This window comes from Blastococcus sp. SYSU D01042 (assembly GCF_054050515.1).
This window is the reverse complement of record NZ_JBJGZM010000007.1, coordinates 71,429-93,905: the sequence shown is the minus strand read 5'-3', so window position 1 is coordinate 93,905 and position 22,477 is coordinate 71,429. Positions and strand designations below refer to the sequence as shown.

Annotated in this window: 23 protein-coding genes; 6 read left to right on the top strand and 17 right to left on the bottom strand. The window is 72.9% G+C overall.

The features are described from left to right. Positions 1 to 79 precede the first annotated feature (79 nt). From mce to ACI79H_RS14065, 4 genes are all read left to right on the top strand, one after another. The gene (mce, locus tag ACI79H_RS14080) at positions 80 to 541 is read left to right on the top strand and encodes a methylmalonyl-CoA epimerase (RefSeq protein WP_456555024.1); all 462 of its coding nucleotides are present in this window, start codon (positions 80 to 82) and stop codon (positions 539 to 541) included. Between the two features lie 126 nt (positions 542 to 667). Continuing rightward, positions 668 to 1,999, top strand: coding sequence for a crotonyl-CoA carboxylase/reductase (gene ccrA / locus ACI79H_RS14075; protein WP_456555023.1), 1,332 nt, complete (start codon positions 668 to 670; stop codon positions 1,997 to 1,999). A 154-nt stretch (positions 2,000 to 2,153) separates the two neighbouring features. Then, the gene (locus ACI79H_RS14070; protein ID WP_456555022.1) at positions 2,154 to 3,317 is read left to right on the top strand and encodes a hypothetical protein; all 1,164 of its coding nucleotides are present in this window, start codon (positions 2,154 to 2,156) and stop codon (positions 3,315 to 3,317) included. Continuing rightward, a complete protein-coding gene (locus ACI79H_RS14065; RefSeq protein ID WP_456555178.1) occupies positions 3,314 to 4,567 on the top strand; it encodes a class F sortase in 1,254 nt (417 codons plus the stop codon). The genes ACI79H_RS14070 and ACI79H_RS14065 overlap by 4 nt, the downstream gene beginning before the upstream one ends. Before the next feature lie 305 nt (positions 4,568 to 4,872). Here the strand turns inward: ACI79H_RS14065 and ACI79H_RS14060 are convergent, their stop codons facing one another. The 5 genes from ACI79H_RS14060 to ACI79H_RS14040 form a co-directional block, all read right to left on the bottom strand. Next, a complete protein-coding gene (locus ACI79H_RS14060) occupies positions 4,873 to 6,630 on the bottom strand; it encodes a 3-hydroxyacyl-CoA dehydrogenase family protein (RefSeq protein WP_456555021.1) in 1,758 nt (585 codons plus the stop codon). 50 nt (positions 6,631 to 6,680) lie between these two features. After that, a complete protein-coding gene (nucS, locus tag ACI79H_RS14055; protein ID WP_456555020.1) occupies positions 6,681 to 7,352 on the bottom strand; it encodes an endonuclease NucS in 672 nt (223 codons plus the stop codon). Positions 7,353 to 7,431: 79 nt separating this feature from the next. Then, positions 7,432 to 8,790 (bottom strand): dicarboxylate/amino acid:cation symporter, encoded by a 1,359-nt coding sequence (locus ACI79H_RS14050; protein WP_456555019.1) that lies wholly within the window; start codon positions 8,788 to 8,790, stop codon positions 7,432 to 7,434. A 180-nt stretch (positions 8,791 to 8,970) separates the two neighbouring features. Beyond that, positions 8,971 to 9,741, bottom strand: a complete 771-nt coding sequence (locus ACI79H_RS14045) for an enoyl-CoA hydratase-related protein (RefSeq protein ID WP_456555018.1) — start codon at positions 9,739 to 9,741, stop codon at positions 8,971 to 8,973. Positions 9,742 to 9,759: 18 nt separating this feature from the next. Then, entirely contained in the window at positions 9,760 to 11,778 is a 2,019-nt protein-coding gene (locus ACI79H_RS14040) for a protein meaA (RefSeq protein WP_456555017.1), read from the bottom strand. A 122-nt stretch (positions 11,779 to 11,900) separates the two neighbouring features. Here ACI79H_RS14040 and ACI79H_RS14035 point away from each other — a divergent pair, with 122 nt between their 5' ends. Then, a complete protein-coding gene (locus tag ACI79H_RS14035) occupies positions 11,901 to 12,209 on the top strand; it encodes a hypothetical protein (protein ID WP_456555016.1) in 309 nt (102 codons plus the stop codon). A 1-nt stretch (position 12,210) separates the two neighbouring features. Here the strand turns inward: ACI79H_RS14035 and murA are convergent, their stop codons facing one another. Further along, positions 12,211 to 13,491, bottom strand: coding sequence for a UDP-N-acetylglucosamine 1-carboxyvinyltransferase (gene murA, locus ACI79H_RS14030; RefSeq protein WP_456555015.1), 1,281 nt, complete (start codon positions 13,489 to 13,491; stop codon positions 12,211 to 12,213). A 59-nt stretch (positions 13,492 to 13,550) separates the two neighbouring features. Between murA and ACI79H_RS14025 the strand changes: the two genes are divergently transcribed. Next, positions 13,551 to 14,171: a cob(I)yrinic acid a,c-diamide adenosyltransferase gene (locus tag ACI79H_RS14025; protein ID WP_456555014.1), complete on the top strand. Its 621-nt coding sequence runs from the start codon at positions 13,551 to 13,553 to the stop codon at positions 14,169 to 14,171. Here ACI79H_RS14025 and ACI79H_RS14020 read toward each other — a convergent pair. From ACI79H_RS14020 to ACI79H_RS13970, 11 genes are all read right to left on the bottom strand, one after another. Beyond that, on the bottom strand, positions 14,168 to 14,569 hold the full coding sequence (locus ACI79H_RS14020) for a DUF2550 domain-containing protein (RefSeq protein WP_456555013.1): 402 nt from the start codon (positions 14,567 to 14,569) through the stop codon (positions 14,168 to 14,170). The two genes, ACI79H_RS14025 and ACI79H_RS14020, sit on opposite strands and share 4 nt — an antisense overlap. Before the next feature lie 37 nt (positions 14,570 to 14,606). Further along, on the bottom strand, positions 14,607 to 14,996 hold the full coding sequence (locus ACI79H_RS14015; RefSeq protein WP_456555012.1) for a F0F1 ATP synthase subunit epsilon: 390 nt from the start codon (positions 14,994 to 14,996) through the stop codon (positions 14,607 to 14,609). Positions 14,997 to 15,069: 73 nt separating this feature from the next. Continuing rightward, the gene (locus tag ACI79H_RS14010; protein WP_456555011.1) at positions 15,070 to 15,255 is read right to left on the bottom strand and encodes a hypothetical protein; all 186 of its coding nucleotides are present in this window, start codon (positions 15,253 to 15,255) and stop codon (positions 15,070 to 15,072) included. A 182-nt stretch (positions 15,256 to 15,437) separates the two neighbouring features. Continuing rightward, positions 15,438 to 16,883: a F0F1 ATP synthase subunit beta gene (gene atpD, locus ACI79H_RS14005; protein ID WP_456555010.1), complete on the bottom strand. Its 1,446-nt coding sequence runs from the start codon at positions 16,881 to 16,883 to the stop codon at positions 15,438 to 15,440. Between the two features lie 46 nt (positions 16,884 to 16,929). After that, entirely contained in the window at positions 16,930 to 17,913 is a 984-nt protein-coding gene (locus ACI79H_RS14000; protein ID WP_456555009.1) for a F0F1 ATP synthase subunit gamma, read from the bottom strand. A 3-nt stretch (positions 17,914 to 17,916) separates the two neighbouring features. Next, entirely contained in the window at positions 17,917 to 19,551 is a 1,635-nt protein-coding gene (atpA, locus tag ACI79H_RS13995; protein ID WP_456555008.1) for a F0F1 ATP synthase subunit alpha, read from the bottom strand. A 56-nt stretch (positions 19,552 to 19,607) separates the two neighbouring features. Continuing rightward, positions 19,608 to 20,426, bottom strand: a complete 819-nt coding sequence (locus ACI79H_RS13990; protein ID WP_456555007.1) for a F0F1 ATP synthase subunit delta — start codon at positions 20,424 to 20,426, stop codon at positions 19,608 to 19,610. After that, positions 20,426 to 21,004 (bottom strand): F0F1 ATP synthase subunit B, encoded by a 579-nt coding sequence (locus ACI79H_RS13985; protein ID WP_456555006.1) that lies wholly within the window; start codon positions 21,002 to 21,004, stop codon positions 20,426 to 20,428. Before ACI79H_RS13985 ends, ACI79H_RS13990 begins: the two co-directional genes overlap by 1 nt. Before the next feature lie 52 nt (positions 21,005 to 21,056). Beyond that, a complete protein-coding gene (gene atpE / locus ACI79H_RS13980) occupies positions 21,057 to 21,287 on the bottom strand; it encodes an ATP synthase F0 subunit C (protein WP_014377627.1) in 231 nt (76 codons plus the stop codon). Positions 21,288 to 21,402: 115 nt separating this feature from the next. Then, on the bottom strand, positions 21,403 to 22,230 hold the full coding sequence (gene atpB, locus ACI79H_RS13975) for a F0F1 ATP synthase subunit A (protein ID WP_456555005.1): 828 nt from the start codon (positions 22,228 to 22,230) through the stop codon (positions 21,403 to 21,405). Further along, complete coding sequence (locus tag ACI79H_RS13970; RefSeq protein ID WP_456555004.1) at positions 22,227 to 22,472, bottom strand: AtpZ/AtpI family protein; 246 nt, start codon at positions 22,470 to 22,472, stop codon at positions 22,227 to 22,229. Before ACI79H_RS13970 ends, atpB begins: the two co-directional genes overlap by 4 nt. Between the last annotated feature and the right edge of the window lie 5 nt (positions 22,473 to 22,477).

Below are 22,477 nucleotides of genomic sequence, written 5' to 3'. Positions count from 1 at the left end.
GCCCACTCCGGTCACCCGACCGGGCTCCCGGGGCGCCCCCGGAGTGTCGCCCCGCGCAGTGGCGCGGCAGGATGCCGACGTGACCACCAACGACGCTGCGGCCACCGGTCTGCCCGAGGGGCTGTTCACCACCATCGACCACGTGGGCATCGCCGTGCCCGACCTGGACGAGGCGATCGCCTTCTACGCCCAGGCCTTCGGCGTGCGCTCGGTGCACGAGGAGACCAACGAGGAGCAGGGCGTCCGCGAGGCGATGCTCGCCGTCGGCGACGGCGGCACCCGCATCCAGCTGCTGGCCCCGCTGACCCCGGAGTCCACGATCGCCAAGTTCATCGGCCGCTCCGGTCCGGGCCTGCAGCAGCTGGCCTTCCGGGTCGACGACGTCGAGGCGGTGAGCGCCACGCTGCGCGAGCGCGGCCTGCGGCTGCTCTACGACGTCCCCAAGCGCGGGACCTCGGACAGCCGGGTCAACTTCATCCACCCCAAGGACGCCGGCGGCGTGCTCGTCGAGCTCGTGGAGCCGGCCGCCACGGCGCACTGAGCGCCGCCTCCCCCGACCACCCTCCAGGCCGGGGCGTTACCGCTGGGTAACGTCCCCCGCCACCGCACTGCCCAGCACCGCCCTCCGAGCCGGCCGACGACGGCCTTCCACGACCCAGGAGTACGCGTGAACGAGATCAGGGACGCCATCCTCGCCGACCAGCTGGACGCGCTGGCCGGCCTCGCCGTGCCGGAGTCCTACCGCGCCGTAGTGGTGCGCAAGGACGAGCAGAACATGTTCGAGGGGATCCCGACCAAGGAGAAGGACCCCCGCAAGTCCCTCCACATCGACGAGGTGGCCACCCCCGAGCTCGGCCCGGGCGAGGCGATCGTCGCCGTCATGGCGTCCTCGGTGAACTACAACACCGTCTGGACCTCGATCTTCGAGCCGGTGTCGACCTTCGGCTTCCTCGAGCGCTACGGCCGCCTCTCGGAGCTCACCAAGCGGCACGACCTGCCCTACCACGTCGTGGGCTCGGACCTGGCCGGCGTCGTGCTGCGCGTGGGCCCCGGCGTGAACAAGTGGAAGGCCGGCGACGAGGTCGTCGCGCACTGCCTCTCGGTCGAGCTCGAGGACCCGGCCGGCCACGACGACACGATGATGGACCCGCAGCAGCGGATCTGGGGCTTTGAGACCAACTTCGGCGGCCTGGCCGAGCTCGCGCTGGTCAAGAGCAACCAGCTCATGCCCAAGCCCGCCCACCTCTCCTGGGAGGAGGCCGCCAGCCCCGGTCTGGTGAACTCCACCGCCTACCGCCAGCTGGTCAGCCGGAACGGCGCCCACATGAAGCAGGGCGACACCGTCCTGATCTGGGGCGCCTCGGGCGGCCTGGGCTCCTACGCCACCCAGATGGCCCTCAACGGCGGTGCCATCCCGGTCTGCGTCGTCAGCAGCCCCGAGAAGGCCGAGATCGTCCGCAAGATGGGCGCCGAGCTGATCATCGACCGCTCCGCCGAGGGCTACAAGTTCTGGAAGGACGAGCACAACCAGGACCCCAAGGAGTGGCAGCGCTTCGGCAAGAAGATCCGCGAGCTGACCGGTGGTGAGGACGTCGACATCGTCTTCGAGCACCCCGGCCGCGAGACCTTCGGCGCCAGCGTCTACGTCGCCAAGAAGGGCGGGACGATCGTCACCTGCGCCTCCACCAGCGGCTACATGCACCAGTACGACAACCGGTACCTGTGGATGAACCTCAAGAACATCCTCAGCTCCCACTTCGCCAACTACAAGGAGGCGTGGGAGGCCAACCGGCTGATCGACAAGGGCCTGATCCACCCGACCCTGTCGAAGGTGTACCCGATGGAGGAGGTCGGCCAGGCCGCGCTCGACGTCCACCGCAACGCCCACCAGGGCAAGGTCGGCGTCCTCACCCTCGCCCCCGAGGAGGGGCTGGGCGTCAAGGACGCCGAGAAGCGCGCCAAGCACGTCGACGCGATCAACCGCTTCCGCGGCGTCTGAACCAGGACGGACCCACCGGGGCCCGGCTCCCCGTCCGGGGAGCCGGGCCCCGGCTCGTCCACCCGTCCGCCGCCGCCGGCGCGACATCGGGGACGATTGCGACAACCGCCGGCGAGACCGTGACCGACCGACCCCCTTCTGCGAGGATGTGGACATGAGCGACCCCCGCCACGACCTGCCGATGCACGAGGCCCAGCACTCGTTCGACGTGGTGCTGCGGGGGTACGACCGCAGTCAGGTCGCCGACACGATCGAGCGGCTCGAGGCGGACTTCCGCATCGCGCTGGCCGACCGCGACGCCGCCGTCGCCCGCTCGGCCGACCTCGCCGGCCAGCTCTCGGCCATGCACGGCGAGATCGACCAGCTGCGGCGGAAGGCCGCCACCGCCTCGGCGCCGACCTTCGAGAACATCAGCGAGCGCATCCAGCACATGCTGCAGCTCGCCGAGGAGGAGGCGGGCGAGATCCGCCGGGCCGCCGAGCTCGACGCCCAGGCCGTCCGCGAGCAGACCGACGCCGAGGAGCGCGCGCTGCTCGAGCGGCACGCCGCCGGTCAGGCCGAGGTGGAGCGGATGATCGCCGAGGCCCGGCAGGGCTCCGAGCAGATCATGCAGAAGGCGCAGCTGCGCGCCGACGAGCTGGTCGCCATGGCCCAGGAGCGGGTCGCCCGTCTGGACGCCGAGTCGCAGGCCCGCCGGGCGAAGGTCGAGGAGGACTTCGACATCGCCCAGCGCGCCCGCCGCGCCGAGGCCGCCCGGGTCGAGGAGGAGCGCGAGCGCGTCTCCACCCAGGCCGCGCGGCAGCGGGTCGCAGCCGCCGAGCAGCACGCCGCGCAGCTCATCGCCGACGCGGAGGCCAAGGCCGAGGCGATCCGCGGTGTCCGCGACGAGCTCACCAGCCGGCTGGTCCAGGCCCGTCGCCTGCTGGACAGCCTGCCCGACCTGGGCGACCGCCCCGAGCAGCCGGCGGCCCGCCCGGCCGAGCAGAAGCAGCAGCCCGCCCGCCCGGAGACGCCCCGCGCCGGGTCGCCCCGCCCCGAGGCCGAGCGCCCGGAAGCTCCCGGCACCGAGGCCGAGCGCCCCGCCGCGGAGCAGCGTCCGCAGCCCACCCCCCGGGCCACCCAGCCGGCCGCTGCCGACCAGACCGCACCCGCCGAGCCGGCGGCCGCGGCGACCGCCCCCGCCGCGCAGGGCCCGGCCACCCGCCAGCTCCCCCTCCCCCCGCGGCCGAACCAGGCACCGGCCGGCGCCACCGCCGCACCGGTGGGCGGACCGACCACCCAGTCGATCGACCAGCCCGTCGGCCAGGGTCGCTCCTGAGAGCTGGGCACCGCCTGCCTGCCCTGGTCCTGGCGGGTCTGCTCGGGGCGGCGGGCCTGCTCCTCGGCCCGGCTCCGGCCGCGCAGGCGGACGACGAACCCGGCCTGCTGCGCATCGCACACCTCTCCCCCGACTCACCGGCCGTCGACGTCGCCCTGGCACCGGCATCGGACGGACGGGCGGCGGCGGACCAGGGTGCAGACGTCGCGGGCGCGCTCGGCTACGGCGACGTCGGCGGGTACCGTCCGCTGCCCGCCGGGAGCTACGCCGTCAGCGTCCGGCCCGCGGGTGCCTCGCCGGCTGAGCCACCGGCGCTCTCCACCCGGGTGGACGTCCCCGCGGGAGGCGCCCGGACCCTCGCGCTGACCGGAGCGTTCGCGGAGCTGCAGCTGGCGCCGCTGCCCGAGGACCCCACCGCGCCGCCGGACGGGGCCGCCCGCGTGCGCGTCATCGCGGCGGCCGCCGGCGCGCCCGTCCTGGACGTCGCCGTGGACGGCGGTCCCCCTCTGGCCACCGACCTGCGCTTCCCCGCGGTCTCCGGCTACACCGCGCTGCCGGCCGGGCCCGCGACCGTGCGGCTGGGCGCCGGCCCGGATGCGACGACCGTCCCGGTCGACGTGACCGCCGGCACCGTCGTCAGCCTGCTGCTGCTCGACGGGGCCGACGGTGCGCTGACCGCCCGGGCCGTGGTCGACGCAGCCGGACCGGCGGTGGTACCCGCCGGCGCCGTGGAGGCGGGTGGCTCCCCGTCGGCCGCCCGGTTCCCCCGGCTCGCCGTCGCCCTGGCCGGCGCCGCAGCCGACGCACGCGAGCAGTCCGCGCCCGTGCGCCTCCGTGGGCCGGGGGTGGACGCTCCCCTGGTCCGCACCGGGCCGGACGCGGCCGGGGCGCTGGCGGTGCCCGCGGACCCCGCCGTGGCCGGCTGGTACACCGCCGGCCCCGCGCCGGGACAGCCCGGCCCGGCGGTGATCGCCGGGCACGTCGACGGGGCCGGCCGGCCGGGTGTCCTCGCCGGCCTGGACCGGCTCGTCCCGGGTGACGAGGTGGTCGTCGAGCGGGCCGACGGCAGCCCGGTGCGCTTCGCGGTCACCCGGGTCGAGCGGGTACCCAAGGCCGCCTTCCCCACCCGCGCCGTGTACGGGCCGGTGGCAGCAGCGGAGCTGCGGCTGATCACGTGCGGGGGCGCCTTCGACCGGGCGAGCGGCAGCTACGCCGACAACGTCGTCGTGCATGCCCGCTCGGTGGGCTAGCGCCGCCTGCTCCGGGCCGCCCAGCAGGTGGTGTGCCAGTGCCGCCGCAGGTCCGCGGCGGAGTCGGTGTCCCACGGCTCGAGGTCGGAGTCACGGGCGTAGGCGGGCCACGTCACGACGTGCGGAGTCCCCGGCCGGATCTCCTGGTCGCAGCCGGGGCACCGGTAGGTCTTGCCGGCGCTCGCCCCGGTAAGGGGGCGCACGACCCAGTCGCCGTCGGCCGCCGCCTCGACCCGCTCAGCAGGACGGGCCGGTCTCCGATCCTGCGATCGGGAACCGGCCCGGGGGCGCCTGCGGGGCAACCGTCAGCGGCGGGCGTAGTCGTGGAAGCCGCGGCCGGTCTTGCGGCCGAGGTACCCGGCGGTGACCAGCTGCTCGAGCAGCGGCGCCGGCGCCAGGGCCGGGTCGCGGAACTCGGCGTGCAGCTCCTGCTCGATGGCCAGCGAGACGTCGTTGCCGACGACGTCGAGCAGCTCGAAGGGCCCCATCGGGTAGCCCAGGCCCGCCTTGACCGCCGTGTCGATGTCGGTCTTGGTGGCGTAGTGCGAGGCCAGCATGCTCACCGCGTCGTTGAGGTACGGGAAGAGCAGCGCGTTGACGATGAAGCCCGCCCGGTCGGTGCACGACACCGCGACCTTCTTGACCTTGGCCGTCACCGCGTGCACCGTGGCCGCCACGTCGGGCGCCGTGGAGACGGTCGAGACGACCTCCACCAGCTTCATGACCGTCGCGGGGTTGAAGAAGTGCATGCCGACGACGTCGGCCGGCCGGCCGCTGGCCTGGGCGCACTTGATGACCGGCAGGCTCGAGGTCGTGGTGGCGAGCACCGCGCCCGGCTTGGCGATCCGGCCGAGGTCGGCGAACAGCGCCTCCTTGACCGGGAGCGACTCGATGACGGCCTCGATGACCAGGTCGACCTCGCCCAGCGCCTCGACGGAGCTGGCACCGGTGACCCGGCCGAGCACCTCGTCGCGCACCGACTGCTCGAGCCGGCCGCGCTCGACCTGCTTGTCCAGGGACTTCGCCAGGGCCTCCTCGACGCCGGCGACCTTCTCGTCCGAGCGGGCGATGAAGGTGACGTCGTAGCCGGCCTTGGCGACGACCTCGATGATGCCGGTCGCCATCGTGCCCGAGCCGACGACGCCGACGCTCTGCACCGGGCGCGCGCCCTCGGCGGCACCGCCGGGGGTCGGGGTGGCGGCGTCGGCCACGACCTCGGCGGAGCCCGCCTCGGCGTAGGTGTAGAAGCCGCGGCCGGACTTCCGGCCGAGCAGGCCGGCGGTCCTCATCTGCTTGAGCACCGGGCTGGGCGCGTGCAGCCGCTTGCCGGAGACCGCGTGCAGGGCGTCGAGCACGTCGTAGGCGGTGTCCACGCCGATCTCGTCGAGGACCTGCAGCGGACCCTTGGGCAGGCCGCAGCCGAAGCGCATGGCGGCGTCGATGTCCTCGCGGCTGGCGTAGCGGTTCTCGAACATCGAGACCGCGTGGTTGAGGTAGCCGAACAGCAGGGCGTCGACGACGAAGCCGGGCTCGTCGCCGACGGTCACCTGCACCTTGCCGAGCTTCTCCACGAGCGCCACGGCGTCCTCGACGGCCGAGGCGTCGGCGATCGCGGTGCGCACCACCTGGACCAGCGAGGCGGTCGTCGCCGGGGTGGCGAAGTGCAGGCCGATGACCCGGTTGGGCCGGCCGGTGCCGACGGCCAGCTCGGTCACCGAGAGGCTCGAGGTGTTGGTCGCCAGCACCGCGTCGGCAGCGGCGACCTTGTCGAGCTGGGCGAAGATCTCGGCCTTGAGCTCGCGGCGCTCCGGCACCGCCTCGATGATCAGCTGCGCACCGGACAGGTCCTCCAGCGCGGTGCTGTACCGGATGCGGCCCAGCGCGTCGGCGTCCCCGTCACCGGCGGCGACCGACGCCTCCACGGTGGCGCGGCCGCGGGCGACGGCCTCGTCGTCGACCTCGACGGCGGTGACCTGCACACCCGCCCGGGCGAGCACCTCCGCGATGCCGGCACCAGCGGTGCCCAGCCCCACGACGCCGACCTCGTTCAGTTCCCTGGCCACGTTGCCATCCCTCCACCGTCGGTGATCGGGGGGCAGTCTCTCACCGGGGTTCAGAAGAGGCGCTGGGAGGGGTCGTCGGTCCCCTTGAGGACGGCGTAGTCGACGGTGACGCAGTCGATGCCCCGGTCGCCGGCGAGCACCCGCGCCTGCGGCTTGATCTCCTGGGCGGCGAACACGCCCTTGACCGGTGCGAGCAGCGGGTCGCGGTTGAGCAGCTCGAGGTAGCGGGTCAGCTGCTCGACGCCGTCGATCTCCCCGCGGCGCTTGATCTCGACCGCCACGGTCGCGCCGCTGGCGTCGCGGCACAGCAGGTCGACCGGGCCGATCGCGGTGGGGTACTCGCGGCGCACCAGCGACCAGCCGGCACCGAAGGTCTCCACGTGCAGCGCCAGCAGCCGCTGCAGCTCCGCCTCCACGCCGTCCTTCTGCAGGCCCGGGTCGACGCCGAGGTCGTGGGCGTGGTCGTGCTCGACGGCCTCGATGGTGATGACCAGCTGCTCGCCGGCCTTGTTGGTGACCGTCCAGGTGCCCGAGCCGTCGACCAGCTCGTCCTTGAGCGTGCAGGGCGGCGTCATCCAGTTCAGCGGCTTGTACGCACGGTCGTCGGCGTGGATCGACACCGAGCCGTCGGCCTTGACCAGCAGCAGCCGGGTGGCCATCGGCAGGTGGGCGGTGAGCCGCCCGATGTAGTCGACGGAGCAGCGGGCAATGACCAGGCGCACGGGCGCCGACGCTACCTGCCTGCCGACGGCGACGGGCCCGGCCCTCCGAGGAGGACCGGGCCCGTCGCGCGACAGCGGCCTAGACGGTGGCCGGCCGCCGCAGGTCGGCGTCCACGCCGCCGTGCTCGTCGGCGTCGGCCAGCGGCTCGATCGTCGAGGTGGCGTCGTACCGCTCGAGGTCGAGGATGCCCTCGCGCTTGGCCACGATGGTCGGCACCAGCGCCTGCCCCGCGACGTTCACCGCGGTGCGGCCCATGTCGAGGATCGGGTCGACGGCGAGCAGCAGGCCCACGCCGGCCAGCGGCAGGCCCAGGGTCGAGAGCGTCAGCGTGAGCATGACGACCGCACCCGTCGTCCCGGCCGTGGCCGCCGAGCCGACGACCGACACCAGCGCGATGAGCAGGTAGTCGGTGACGCCGAGGTCCACGCCGAAGAACTGCGCCACGAAGATCGCCGCGAGCGCCGGGTAGATCGCCGCGCAGCCGTCCATCTTGGTCGTCGCGCCCAGCGGCACGGCGAACGAGGCGTAGGACCGCGGGACGCCGAGGTTCTGCTCGGTCACCCGCTCGGTCACCGGCAGCGTGCCGATCGAGGAGCGCGAGACGAAGGCCAGCTGGATGGCCGGCCAGGCGCCCGCGAAGTACCGCAGCGGCGACAGGCCGTGGGCCTTGAGCAGCACCGGGTAGACGACGAACAGGACCAGGGCCAGGCCCGCGTAGACCGCTCCGGCGAAGACGCCGAGGGAGCCGAGGGAGTCCCAGCCGTAGCTGGCGACCGCGTTGCCGATCAGGCCGACGGTGCCCAGCGGCGCCAGGAGGATGACCCACCACAGCACCTTCTGCACGATCGCCAGGGCCGAGCGGACCAGGCCGAGGAACGGCTCGGCCGGCTCGCCGACCTTGAGCACGGCGATGCCGACGGCGACCGAGACGACGATCAGCTGCAGGACGTTGAAGGACAGCCCGACCGAGCCGTCCGCGCCGGCGGAGGCCTGGAGGCCGAGGATGTTGCCGGGGACCAGGCCGGTGAGGAAGTCCCACCAGCCGCCGGTGGTGGCCGGGTCGGTCGCGGCGGAGGCGTCGACCGAGCTGTTGCGGCCGGGCTCGGTGAGCAGGCCCAGGCCGATGCCGATGCCGACGGCGATCAGCGCGGTGATGCCGAACCACAGCAGGGTCTGACCGGCCAGCCTCGCCGCGTTCGAGACCTGCCGGAGGTTGGCGATCGAGACGATGACGGCGGTGACGATCAGCGGCGGCACCAGCGTCTTGAGCAGCGTCACGAAGCTGCTGCCGATGGTCTGGAGGGTGCTGGTCAGCCAGTTCGGCGAGCCGTCGGCGACGGGGCCGATCTCGCGGGCGACCAGCCCGAGGCCCACGCCGACGACGAGGGCGAGGAGCACCTGGGCCGCGAAGGGGACGCGGCGGAGACGAGCGAGCACAGGAGGGGGACCGATCTGCGGGAGGGGGTGGGGACGACGGGAGCGGTGAGCGTCAACAGCTCGCGGTCGTCGTCCGCCCGTAGTCGAGCGCGCGCCGGCGCGTCAGGCCCCAGAGGTTCTGCACGGGAGGGTCAATGCGGATCGGCGCCGCCCACATCCCGGGTGTGCGCGGTCTCACCGTCAGTCGGTCCAGACCGGCGGGCGCTTCTCCAGGAACGCCGTCATGCCTTCGCGGGCGCCGTCCAGCTGGCTCGCCGCGGCCATGACCTCGATCGCCGTCGTGTACGCGTCCCGTTCCGGGCGGTCGAGCTGGGCGTACATCGTCTGCTTGCCCCACGCCTTGCTGGCCCGCGAGCCGCGGGTGGCGCGGGCCAGGAGGTCGTCGACCGCCGCGTCGAGCTCCGCGTCGGGGACGACCCGGTTCACCAGACCCCAGTCCAGCGCGGTCCGGGCGTCGATGACGTCGCCGGTGAGCGCCAGCTCCATCGCCCGCTTGCGGCCCACGTTCCGGGCGATCGCCACCATCGGCGTGTGGCAGAACCAGCCGCCCTTGCCCCCGGGCGCGGCGAAGCCCGCCGAGTCCGCCGCCACGGCGAGGTCGCAGGACGCCACCAGCTGGCAGCCGGCCGCCGTCGCGAGGGCGTGCACGCGGGCCACGACGACCTGCGGCACGTCCTGCAGGGTCTGCATCAGCTCCGTGCACAGGAGCAGGAGGCTGCGGACCTCGGCGAGCGGCCGGCCGGCGACGTCGGCGAAGTCGTGCCCGGCGCTGAACACCGGCCCCTCGGCGGCCAGCACCAGGCCGGTCGCGTCGCTCGCGCCGGCCTCGGTGACCGCGGCCAGCAGCTGGGTCAGGTGGTCCCGGGAGAGCGCGTTCCGGCGCGCCGCCCGCACCATCGTGATGCGGACGACGTCGCCGTCGCGTTCCACCCGGGGTGCGCCGTCAGCCATGCGACGACGCTAGCCACCTCAGGCCGGCTGCGGCACCTGCTCGCCCAGGCCGTTGGCCTCGCGGATGACGTCGACGACGCTGCCCATGATCTCGGTCAGGCCGAAGTCCTTCGGCGTGAAGACCCGGGCCACCCCCTGCTCGCGCAGCCGCCGCGCGTCGCTGTCGGGGATGATCCCGCCGACCACGACCGGGACGTCGTCCAGACCGGCCTCCTTGAGGCCGCGCAGCACCGACGGCACCACCTGCAGGTGCGAGCCGGACAGCACCGACAGCCCGACGACGTGGACGTCCTCCTCCACCGCGGCCGAGACGATCTGCGCCGGGGTGAGGCGGATGCCCTGGTAGATCACCTCGAAGCCGGCGTCCCGGGCGCGGACGGCGATCTGCTCGGCGCCGTTGGAGTGCCCGTCGAGGCCGGGCTTGCCGACCAGGAAGCGGAGCCGGCCGCCGAGCTCCTCGCCGGTCGAGCGGACCCGCTCGCGGACGTCGGTCAGGGTCTGGTCGGCCTCACCGCCACCGCTGGCCGCGGCCACGCCGGTGGGTGCGCGGTACTCGCCGAAGACCTCCCGGAGCACCCCGGCCCACTCCCCCGTCGTCACGCCCGCGCGGGCGCAGTCCAGGGTGGCGGCCATCAGGTTGACGTCGCTGCCCGCCGCCTCGCGCAGCGCGGCCAGCGCCGCGTCGGCGGCGGCCTGGTCGCGCTCGGCGCGCCACTTCCGCACGGCCTCCTGGGCGGCGCTCTCGACGGCCGGGTCCACGACCATGATCGCGGCGTCGAGGTCGGCCAGCAGCGGGTTGGGCTCGGTGGTCTCGAACTTGTTGACGCCGACGACGACGTCCTCGCCGCTCTCGATCCGGCGCCGGCGCTCGGCCAGCGACCCGACCATGGCGCTCTTCATGTAGCCGGACTCGACCGCGGCCACCGCGCCGCCCATCTCCTCGACGCGGGCCATCTCGGCCTTCGCGCCCTCGATGAGATCGGCGACCTTCTTCTCGACGACGACCGAGCCGGTGAACAGGTCGTCGTACTCGAGCAGGTCGGTCTCGTAGGCCAGCACCTGCTGCAGGCGCAGCGACCACTGCTGGTCCCACGGCCGCGGCAGGCCCAGCGCCTCGTTCCAGGCCGGCAGCTGCACCGCGCGGGCGCGGGCGTCCTTGGACAGCGTGACGGCCAGCATCTCGAGCACGATGCGCTGGACGTTGTTCTCCGGCTGCGCCTCGGTCAGGCCGAGCGAGTTCACCTGCACGCCGTAGCGGAACCGGCGGTGCTTGGGGTCCTGCACGCCGTAGCGCTCCTGCGTCAGCTCGTCCCAGAGCCGGGTGAAGGCGCGCATCTTGCACATCTCCTCGACGAAGCGGACGCCCGCGTTGACGAAGAAGGAGATGCGCGCGACCACCTCGCCGAACTTCTCCTGCGGCACCTGGCCGGAGTCGCGCACCGAGTCCAGGACCGCGATCGCGGTGCTGATCGCGTAGGCGATCTCCTGCTCCGGCGTCGCCCCGGCCTCCTGCAGGTGGTAGCTGCAGATGTTGATCGGGTTCCACTTCGGCATGGTCGTCACCGTGTAGGCGACCATGTCGGTGATCAGCCGCATCGAGGGAGCCGGCGGGAAGACGTAGGTCCCCCGCGACAGGTACTCCTTGATGATGTCGTTCTGCGTCGTGCCGGCCAGCTTGCTGACGTCGTGCCCGTGCTCCTCGGCGACGGCCTGGTAGAGCGCGAGCAGCCACATCGCCGTGGCGTTGATGGTCATCGACGTGTTCATCTCGTCGAGCGGGATGCCGTCGAAGAGGGCGCGCATGTCGCCGATGTGCGTGACCGGGACGCCGACCTTGCCCACCTCGCCGACGGCGAGCTCGTCGTCCGGGTCGTACCCGGTCTGCGTCGGGAGGTCGAAGGCCACCGACAGGCCGGTCTGGCCCTTGGCGAGGTTGCGCCGGTACAGCGCGTTGGACTCGGCCGGCGAGGAGTGGCCGGCGTAGGTGCGCATGACCCAGGGACGGTCACGCTCCTCCGGCGATGACGGGAACGGCATACCGGCGGAGTGTAGGGCGGTCCCCGGGCCCGAGCAGCCCCGCCCGGACGACGTGCCCGGTGGCACACTCGATCGGTGGACGGACCCCCTCCACCTCCGGCGGGGGCCCGGGAGGGATCACCGTGTCGCAGGGGCTGGGCTCGATCGCCGTGGTCGTCCTCGTCGTGTGCGTGCTGGCCCTGGTGACCCGCTGGGCCTTCGGCTCCGGGTACGGGCGGTCGGCGCGCCCCTCCGCGCCCGCCGACGCCGGGCTGCTGGTCCTCGTCGCCACCGTCTCGACCCCGCAGACCGCCCGGGCGCTGCGGGCCGTGCTCTCCGACGCCGGCATCCGCTCCACCCAGCGCACCCCCGCACCGCACCGCACCGACGTCCTGGTCTTCCCGGACGACGCGGACCGCGCCCGCGGTCTGGCCAGCTCGTTCCAGGGCTGACTCAGCCCTCGCGCTGCGTCCGCTCCACCTGGGCGCCCAGGCCGCGCAGCTGCGCGACGAAGTCGGGGTAGCCGCGGTCGACGTGGTGCACGTCCTGCACCTCGGTGAGCCCGTCGGAGACCAGCCCGGCGAGCACGAGACCTGCGCCCGCGCGGATGTCGGTGGCCAGGACCGGCGCGCTGGACAGCCGCTCCCGGCCGCGGACCACGGCGTGGTGGCCGTCGATGCGCACGTCCGCACCCAGCCGCACCAGCTCGTTCACGAACATGAACCGGCCCTCGAAGACGTTCTCGGTGATCAGGGCGGTGCCCGTCGAGACGGCGGCCAGCGCCACCGCCATCGGCTGCAGGTCGGTCGGGAAGCCGGGGAACGGCAGGGTGACGACGTCGACCGCGCGCGGCCGCTCGTCCATCGCCACGCGCAGCCCGTCGGGCACCTCCTCGACCGTGGCCCCGGCGTCGACGAGCTTGTCCAGCGCCACCCGCAGGTGCCCGGCGACCGCCCGCTCGATGACGACGTCGCCCCGGGTCATGACCGCCCCGATCGCCCACGTGCCGGCGACGATCCGGTCGGGGACCGTCGTGTACGTGACCGGGGAGAGCCCCTCGACGCCCTCGACGGTGAGGGTGGAGGTGCCCGCGCCGTCGATGCGCGCCCCCATCGCGGTCAGCATCGCGCAGAGGTCGACGATCTCCGGCTCGCGCGCGGCGTTGTCGATGACCGTCGTCCCCTGGGCGAGGACCGCGGCCATGACCAGGTTCTCGGTCGCCCCGACCGACGGGAAGTCCAGCCAGATGGACGTGCCGGTCAACCTCGGCGCCGTGGCGACGAGGAAGCCGTGCTCGCTGACGATCGTGGCGCCGAGCCGCTCCAGGCCGGCGATGTGCATGTCCAGCCCGCGGGACCCGATGGCGTCACCGCCCGGCAGGGCCACCCGGGCGCTGCCGCAGCGGGCGACGAGCGGGCCGAGCACGCTGATCGAGGCGCGCATGCGCCGGACCAGGTCGTAGTCGGTCTCGGTCGACGGCTCCTCCGGCACGTCGACGACGACGCGGCCGCCCCCGCCGCTGCCCGGCGTCGGCGTGTAGGTGACGCCGCAGCCCAGCCGGCGCAGCACCTCGCTCATGATCGAGACGTCGAGGATGTCGGGCACCTCGTCGATCGCCGTGCGCCCCGGCGCGAGCAGCGCGGCGGCCATCAGCTTCAGCGCGCTGTTCTTGGCCCCGGTGACCCGGACCCGACCGGACAACGCCGCGCCACCGGACACCTCGAAGCACTCCACCGGACCACCCTACGGCGGCGGACGGCGACGCTCCGTCCCCCCGCCTTACTCTGCACGGCATGACCGTCCGGCTCACCCGCATCTACACGAAGACCGGCGACGCCGGTCAGACCCACCTGGGCGACATGAGCCGGGTGGCGAAGACCGACCCGCGGCTGGTCGCCTACGCCGACGTCGACGAGACCAACAGCGTCCTCGGGACGGCGGTGGCCCTGGGCTCCCCCGGGCCGGAGCTGGCCGAGCTCCTGCGCACGGTGCAGAACGACCTGTTCGACGTGGGCGCCGACCTCTGCACCCCGATCACGCCGGACCCCAAGTACCCGCCGCTGCGCATCACGGCCGCCTACACCGAGCGGCTCGAGGCGGCCTGCGACCGGTACAACGAGCAGCTGCCCAAGCTGGACAGCTTCATCCTGCCCGGCGGCACGCCGCTGGCCGCGCTGCTGCACCAGGCCCGGGTGGTGGCCCGGCGGGCCGAGCGCAGCGTCTGGGCGCTGCTGGAGGCCGACGAGGCGGCCGGACGGACCGGGGTCTCCAACGTCGAGACCGCGCGCTACCTCAACCGGCTCTCGGACCTGCTGTTCATCCTGTCCCGCGTGGCCAACCCCGGCGGCGACGTCCTGTGGGTGCCGGGCGGCCGCCCGGCGGCCGGGGAGTCCGCGGAGGACGGCGCGCGCTAGCGGCCCGGAGGGGCCGACTCGACCCAGGACAGGAAGCCGGTCACCGTCGAGCGGTCCATCGCCAGGTCGCGGCGGCCCGCCTCGGTCGTGCAGGAGAGCACCACGACGTCCTCGGGCAGGGCGAGGTCGTCGCGGCCGGCCCGGCGCTGGGACTCGACGGAGAAGGTGGACCGGCACAGCCGGTGCTGCGGCCGCACCGACAGCGACAGCGCCCGGTACCAGAGCAGCGCGTCACCGCCGTACCAGGCGACGCCCACCGACCAGCGCGCAGTCTCCGACGTGCGCAGCCACATGGTGACCGCACCCAGCCCCGACAGCAGGAACCGGCGGCGGAGCCAGAAGGCGACCGCGACGGCGACCAGCAGCACTCCGAGGAGGACCAGCAGGACCGTGGTCACGGGGAGGCCGGGTGCGGTGCGGGAGGTGCCGGCAGCCTCAGACGGTCTCGCCGGCGGCGCGCAGCCGCGACTGGGCGCGGCGGGCGGCGTCGACGGCCTCCGGGTCGTCCCCGGCGCCCTCGGCGCGGCGCAGCGCCTCGCGGGCGCGCTCGACGTCGATCTCGCTGGAGATCTCGGCCGTCTCCGCCAGGATGGAGACGCCCTGCTCGCTCACCGACAGGAAGCCGCCGTGCGCGGCGACGGTCAGGTCCTCGCCGCTCTCGGTGCGGATCGTGACCACTCCACCGGGGGCCAGCTGGCCCAGCAGCGGCGCGTGACCGGGCAGCACGCCCAGCTCGCCCTCGGTCGTGCGGGCGATGACCATCGTGGCCTCACCGGACCAGATCTTGCGCTCGACGGCCACCAACTCGACCTGCAGGGTCGCCACGACACTCCTCGGGGGTCTCCGGACGGGGTTCCACCGTACCGCCGGCGCACGAGCGGGCTGCTGCGGCCCCCTGCTAGGCCGCGCGGCGGTAGAGCAGGGTGAAGCGCCCGACGCGCACCCAGGGGTGGCGGACGGTGGACGGCGGCGCCCAGTCGTCGAGGGTGAAGCGGCCGCGGGCCAGCGGCTCCTCCGGCCCGTAGGGCGGCCACGCCCAGCCGGCATCGACGCTCAGGACGGCGTCCTCCTGCGCTGCGCTCACCGGCTCCACGTCGAACCCCTGCGACGGCGCCCGCCGCTCGGGCGCACCGTTGCGATCGTCGGCACTCCAGGACCGTTCCTGGAGCGCGGGCCGCGGAAAAGCACCCGGACGGGTGACCGGACGCCGACGGCCGGGCCCCCGAGGGGGACCCGGCCGTCGGTGACGTGCTGGTGCTGCGGTGGCTACGCCTTCTTCAGCTTGTCCGCGTTGCGCTCGAGGTCCTCGAGGCCACCGCACATGAAGAACGCCTGCTCCGGCACGTGGTCGTAGTCGCCCTCGGTGAGCGCCTTGAAGGCCTCGAGGGTCTCCGACAGCGGCACGAAGGAGCCGGGCTGGCCGGTGAATGCCTCGGCCACGAACATGTTCTGCGAGAGGAAGCGCTCGATGCGCCGGGCACGGTTGACCGTGACCTTGTCCTCCTCGCCGAGCTCGTCGATGCCGAGGATGGCGATGATGTCCTGCAGCTCCTGGTAGCGCTGGAGGATCTGCTTCACGCGCTGCGCGATGCGGTAGTGCTCCTCGCCGACGTACTGCGGGTCGAGGATCCGGCTGGTGGAGTCCAGCGGGTCCACGGCCGGGTAGATGCCCTTCTCCGAGATCGGGCGCGACAGGTTCGTCGTCGCGTCCAGGTGGGCGAAGGTGGTGTGCGGCGCGGGGTCGGTGATGTCGTCCGCGGGGACGTAGATCGCCTGCATCGAGGTGATCGAACGACCACGCGTCGAGGTGATCCGCTCCTGCAGCTGACCCATCTCGTCGGCCAGCGTGGGCTGGTAGCCCACGGCGGACGGCATGCGGCCGAGCAGCGTGGAGACCTCGGACCCGGCCTGGGTGAACCGGAAGATGTTGTCGATGAAGAGCAGCACGTCCTGGTTCTGCTCGTCGCGGAAGTACTCCGCCATCGTCAGCGCCGACAGCGCGACCCGCAGGCGGGTGCCCGGCGGCTCGTCCATCTGGCCGAACACCAGCGCCGTGGACTCGATGACGCCGGACTCGGTCATCTCGGTGATGAGGTCGTTGCCCTCGCGGGTGCGCTCGCCGACGCCGGCGAACACCGACACACCACCGAACTCCTGGGCGACGCGGCGGATCATCTCCTGGATGAGCACCGTCTTGCCCACGCCGGCCCCGCCGAACAGGCCGATCTTCCCGCCGGCCACGTAGGGCGTGAGCAGGTCGATCACCTTGATGCCGGTCTCCAGCATCTCGGTGCGGCCCTCGAGCTGGTCGAAGCGCGGCGGGTTCCGGTGGATGCCCCAGTGCAGGGCGTCGGCACCGTGGCCGGGGGCGTCGAGGCACTCGCCGAGCGCGTTGAACACGTGCCCCTTGGTCACGTCACCGACGGGGACCGAGATCGGCTCCCCGGTGTCGGCGACGGCCGCGCCGCGGACGAGGCCGTCGGTCGGCGCCATCGAGATGGTGCGGACGACGTTCTCGCCCAGGTGCTGCGCGACCTCGAGGGTGAGGGTCTTGCTGAGGTCGGCGAGCGTGACGTCGACCTTCAGGGCGTTGAACAGGTCGGGCATCGCGTCGCGCGGGAACTCGACGTCGACGACCGGCCCGGTGACCCGCACGACGCGGCCGGTGGCCTGCGTCTGCGAGGTGGACGGACGGTCCTCGGTGACGGTCATCTGTAGTGCTCTCCTGCCCTGGGGCTCGGGGGTTCGATCGGTGGGTTCAGTCGTTGGCGCCGGACGAGACCAGTGCGTCGGCGCCACCGACGATCTCGCTGATCTCCTGGGTGATCTCCGCCTGGCGGATCTGGTTGGCCTGGCGCGAGAGGTTCTTCGCCAGCTCCTCCGCGTTGTCCGAGGCAGACTTCATCGCCCGGCGCCGCGACGCCGACTCCGAGGCCGCGGCCTCGAGCATCGCCGCGTAGATGCGGGTGGTGACGTACTTCGGCAGCAGGGCGTCCAGCAGCCCCTCGGCCGACGGCTCGAACTCGTAGGAGGTCGGGACGCCGGAGTCACCCGGACCGTTCGCTCCGCCGGTCTCCCTGGCCTCGCGCTCGTAGTCGAACTCCTCCACCTCCTCGACCTCCAGCGGCGCCATCCGCTTGGCGACCGGCACCTGGCTCAGCAGCGAGCGGAACTCGGTGTAGACGATGTGCAGCTCGTCCACCCCCAGCAGCCCGTCCTCGCCGGCGCCGCCCTGCTCGTCGTCGTCCTCACCGGCGGTGAACACGTCGATGAGGACGCGCCCGACCTCCTGCGCGTCGGAGTACGCGGGCTGCTCGGAGAAGCCGGTGAACGTCTGCTCCATCTCGCGGTCGCGGAAGCGGTAGTAGGTCTCACCCTTCCGCCCGACCACGTAGAGCACCGGCTCCTTGCCCTCCTGCCGCAGCAGGGCGAGCAGCTCCTCGGTGCGACGGAGCACGTTCACGTTGTACGAGCCCGCGAAGCCCCGGTCGGAGGTGATGACCAGGACGGCGGCGCGCCGGGCGGACTCCCGCTCGGTGAGCAGCGGGTGGTCCAGCGACGCCGACGAGGCCAGCGCGGAGAGCACGCGGGTGATCTCCCGGGCGTAGGGCTTGGACGCCTCCACCCGGTTCTGGGCGCGCACGATGCGGGCACCGGCGATCAGCTCCTGGGCCGAGAAGATCTTCTTCGTCGACCGCGTGGAGCGGATGCGGCGCCGCAGCGCGCGGAGGTTGCCGGCCATCGGTCAGGCGCCCCGCTTGACCTGGACGCGCTCCTGACCCCGCTCCGAGGCGTCCATGGCCTCGGCCTCGGGCTCGTTGACGAGCGACTCGCCGTCGGAGGTCGTGAACTGCCCGTAGAAGGCCTCGACGGCCCGCTCCAGGCTGGACACGGTGTCGTCCTCGAGCTTCTTGGTGGTGCGGATCGAGTCGAGGATGCCGTTGTCACCACGGGCGAGGAACTCGAGGAACTCGCCCTCGAACCGGCGCACGTCGGAGACCGGGACCCGGTCCAGCCGGCCGGTGGTGCCCAGCCACAGCGAGACGACCTGCCGCTCCACCGGGAACGGCGAGTACTGCCCCTGCTTGAGCAGCTCGACGAGGCGCTGGCCGCGGTCCAGGGTCGCGCGGCTGGAGGCGTCCAGGTCCGAGGAGAACGAGGAGAACGCCTCGAGCTCGCGGAACTGGGCCAGGTCCAGGCGGAGCCGGCCGGCGACGGACTTCATCGCCTTGACCTGCGCCGACCCACCGACGCGCGACACCGAGATGCCGACGTTGATGGCCGGGCGGACACCGGAGTTGAACAGACCGGTCTCGAGGAAGATCTGCCCGTCGGTGATCGAGATGACGTTGGTCGGGATGTAGGCCGACACGTCGTTGCCCTTGGTCTCGATGAGCGGGAGACCGGTCATCGAGCCCGCGCCCAGCTCGTCGGAGAGCTTGGCGCAGCGCTCCAGCAGGCGGGAGTGGAGGTAGAAGACGTCGCCGGGGTAGGCCTCGCGGCCCGGCGGGCGGCGCAGCAGCAGCGACACCGCGCGGTAGGCCTCGGCCTGCTTGGTGAGGTCGTCGAACACGATGAGGACGTGCTTGCCCTCGTACATCCAGTGCTGGCCGATGGCCGAGCCGGTGTAGGGCGCGATGTACTTGAAGCCCGCGGCCTCCGACGCCGGGGCGGCGACGATGGTCGTGTACTCCATCGCGCCGGCCTCCTCGAGGGCCGAGCGGATCGAGGCGATCGTCGAGCCCTTCTGGCCGACGGCGACGTAGATGCAGCGCACCTGCTGGGCCGGGTCACCGGTGGCCCAGGCCTGCTTCTGGTTGATGATCGCGTCGATGGCGATGGCGGTCTTGCCGGTCTGGCGGTCGCCGATGATCAGCTGGCGCTGACCGCGGCCGACGGGCGTCATGGCGTCGATGGCCTTGATGCCGGTCTGCAGCGGCTCGTGCACCGACTGGCGCTGGACAACGGTGGGCGCCTGCAGCTCCAGGGCGCGGCGGCCGCTGGTCTGGATCGCGCCGGCGCCGTCGATCGGGTTGCCCAGCGGGTCGACGACGCGGCCGAGGTAGCCGTCGCCGACGGCGACGGACAGGACCTCGCCGGTCCGGCGGACCTGCTGGCCCTCCTCGATGCCGGCGAAGTCGCCCAGGACGACGACGCCGACCTCGCGCACGTCGAGGTTCAGGGCCAGCCCGCGGACGCCGCTCTCGAACTCGAGCAGCTCGTTGGTCATGACCGAGGGCAGGCCCTCGACCCGGGCGATGCCGTCACCCGCCTCGGTGACGATCCCGACCTCCTCGCGGGAGACGTCGGGCCGGTACTCGGTGACGTAGTTCTGGATGGCACTGCGGATCTCGTCTGCGGAGATCGTCAGCTCGGCCATGGCTCTGGTCCTCTTCCCTGCGGGGGTCGTGTGCGGTGTGGGTGCGGAGTGCGCGGTCAGCCGGCCAGCCGCCGGCGGGCGGCTTCCAGGCGTTGGACGATGCTGCCGTCGATGACCTCGTCGCCCAGGTGGATGACCAGGCCGCCGAGCACGTCGGGGTCGACCGTCACCTGCAGGCCGACGGAGCGCCCGTAGATCCGGCCGAGCACGTCGACCAGCCGCCGCTCCTGGGCGGCGGTCAGCGGCACGGCGGTCGTCACGCGGGCCACGGACTGGCCGCGGCGGTGGCTGGCCACGTCGGACAGGCGCTCGATGGCGACGTCCGCGCTCCCCTCCATCCGGCCGGTGAGCACGTTGCGCAGCAGCTGCTCGGTGATCGGGCTGACCCGGCCCGACAGCAGCCGGTCGAGCAGCTCGGCCTTGCCCGCGGCCGGGGCCGCGCGGTCGCTGAGGACCCGGCCCAGCTCGCGGTCGCCGGCGACGATGCGCCCGAACCGGAACAGCTCGTCCTCGACGCTCTCCAGCTCACCCCGCGCCTCGGCGGCGTCGAGGGACGCGTCCGTGGCCAGCGCGGTGCTCGCGTCGATCAGGTCGACCGGGTGGGACCAGCGCTGCCGGGCCACCGTCTCGACGACGTCGAGCGCGGCGGCCGACAGCCGGGACCCGAAGATCCGGCGGGCCAGGGCGACGCGCTCGTCCGGCGTGCCGGCCGGGTCCGAGAGCGCCCGCCGCAGCGTCGGCTGCTCCTGGAGCAGCCGGGCGACGGCGAACAGCTCGTCGGCCAGCGCGACCAGCGCCGGTCCGGCCGCGCCGCGGGTGGCCGCGCTGAGGCGCTCGCGCGCCTCGGCGAGCGCCGCACGGGTCGAGGCCTCCATCAGCGGTTGCTCCCGGAGACGCGCGTCGCCCCACCGGTCCGGCCGTCCGGACTGGCTGCGGCCATGCCGTCGAGCTCGTCGAGGAAGCGGTCGACCGTGCCGCTGCGGCGGGCGTCGTCGGCCAGCGACTCACCGACCACGCGGCCGGCGAGGTCGACGGCCAGCGTGCCGATCTGACCGCGCAGCTCGTGCACGATCTGCTGCCGCTGCCCGGCCAGCTGCTCCTCGCCGCGGGCGACGATGCGGGCGGACTCCTCCTGCGCCTGCGTGCGCAGCTCCTCGAGGATCTGCTGCCCCTCGGCGCGGGCGGCGTCACGGATCTGCGCCGCCTCGTTGCGCGCCTCGGCGAGCTGCGCGCGGTACTGCTCGAGCGCGGCCTTCGCCTCGGCCTGCATGGCCTCAGCACGCTCGATGCCGCCCTCGATCGCGGCGCGACGAGCCTGGAAGACCTGCTCGAAGCGGGGCGCGACGAACTTGACCACCACGAACAGCACGATCGCGAACGCGATCAGGCCGATGATGATCTCGCCGACGGGCGGTACCAGGACGCTCGGTTCTTCCGCGGCCAGGATGCTCATGCTCTCAATGTCCCTGTCTGGAATCGGTGACCGTACGCGGGAGGCGTAGGGATCAGGTGCCGTAGACGAGGGGGGCGACGAAGCCGATCAGGGCCAGCGCCTCGGCGAGGGCGAAGCCCAGGAAGGCGTAGGTGCGGGTCAGGCCGGCGGACTCGGGCTGACGGGCGGTGGCCTGGATGTAGGCCGCCCACACCAGACCGACACCGATGCCCGGGCCGATCGTGGCGATGCCGTAGCCGACCGAACCGATGCTGCCTTCGAGCTCTGCGAGAACCTCGATCATTGCGGGGTGTTCCTCCTGTGTCGGTCGCCCGGCGGTCACCGGGCGGCTGGCGGGGTCGTGCGGTGGTGCGGTGGTGCAGTCCGTGGGGCGGCCGGGGCCCGGCCACCGTGGTGGGTCAGTGCGCGGCCTCGACCGAACCGTTGAGGTAGGTGCCCATCAGCATCGTGAAGACGTAGGCCTGCAGGAAGATCACCAGCAGCTCGAAGAACGTCATCACGATCGCCATCAGCGCCGAGATCGGGCCGAACACGGCCGAGAAGTTGCCGACCTGCAGCAGGTACACCGCGCCCAGGGAGAAGGTCACCAGGAGCATGTGGCCGGCGAACATGTTCGCGAAGAGCCGGATCGCCAGCGTGAACGGCCGGACGACGAAGTTCTGCAGCAGCTCCAGCGGCGTGATCAGCACGTACATCGGCTTGGGCACGCCCGGCAGGAACATGATGTCGCGGAAGTAGGGCCACACGCCCTGGTTCCTGATGCCGACCGCGATGTAGACGACCCAGCAGATGACCGCGAGGACCAGCGGGAAGGCGAACTTCGACATCGGCGAGATCTGGGCGAAGGGGATGATCGCCATCAGGTTGTTCGCGAGGATGAAGAAGAAGAGCGCGGCCAGGAACGGCGCGAACGGGATGCCCTTCGGGCCGACGACGTCGCGCGCGATGCCGTCGCGGACGAACGAGTAGCCCGACTCCCCGAGGAACTGCATCTTCCCCGGCACGATCTGCGGGTTGCGCACCGTGGCGACGAGGAAGGCGACCACGGCGATGGTCGCGATCCAGAGCAGCAGGGTGATGCGGGTGATCTCGAACTCGACGCCGAGCACCGAGAACTCGGTGAGCACCTTGGGGAAGAACTCGCCGATGCCGGGAGGCGTGAAGCCGCCGCCGGGGTCGCTCTCCACGGCGAGGAGATCGCCGAGCGCGTGGGCGCTGGAGGTCACCGTTGTCCCTTCTGCGTCCCGGACCGGCTCCGTCGCCGCCCCGTGGTGTGGCTGCTCCGCGATCCGGGGGCCGGATCGGGCGCTCCGTACTTGATGACGACCACGTAGATGGCCACCGATACGCCGAGGATGATCCCGATCGGGGTGAACAGCAGGACGTCCAGCCACCGGTCGAGCAGCCACCCGACCCCACCCCACACGGCCATCCCGGACAGGAGCGTCCCGGTGACCCCCCAGCCCATGTCGG